Below are 365 nucleotides of genomic sequence, written 5' to 3'. Positions count from 1 at the left end.
GCGCCGGACGAACTGCGGTGCGTTGCCGACCTGGAATCCACCCGTCGCAGCGTGGCGCCGCAAACGGAAATCGTATATGAGGGGCAGAAGAACCATGCCGCATGGCTGCTTCTTGAGGGCTGGGCCAACAGCTATAAAATCGTGCCCGACGGCGGCCGGCAGATCATCGGCTTTCCGCTTCCCGGTGATTTCATGGGATTGCGCAGTATCTTGTTGCGCACGTCCGATCATTCTTTCGAGAGCCTGACCGACGCCGTCATCAGCGAAGTGTCTCAGCAAAGAATGACGCAGATTTTCCAGGACTTTCCACGTCTGGCCACGGCCATCATGTGGGGCGCCTCCCGCGACGAGGCGATGGTGGTCGA

The 365-nt window shown here is 60.0% G+C and carries 1 protein-coding gene; it reads left to right on the top strand.

The window, feature by feature from the left end:
- The coding region (locus tag GHC57_RS20615) for a Crp/Fnr family transcriptional regulator (protein ID WP_153347285.1) at window positions 1-365 on the top strand (365 nt) is incomplete at both ends.

It is taken from the genome of Roseospira navarrensis, from assembly GCF_009601025.1.
Taxonomy (GTDB): Bacteria; Pseudomonadota; Alphaproteobacteria; order Rhodospirillales; family Rhodospirillaceae; genus Rhodospira; species Rhodospira navarrensis.
This window is presented reverse-complemented; position numbering and strand designations above follow the sequence as displayed.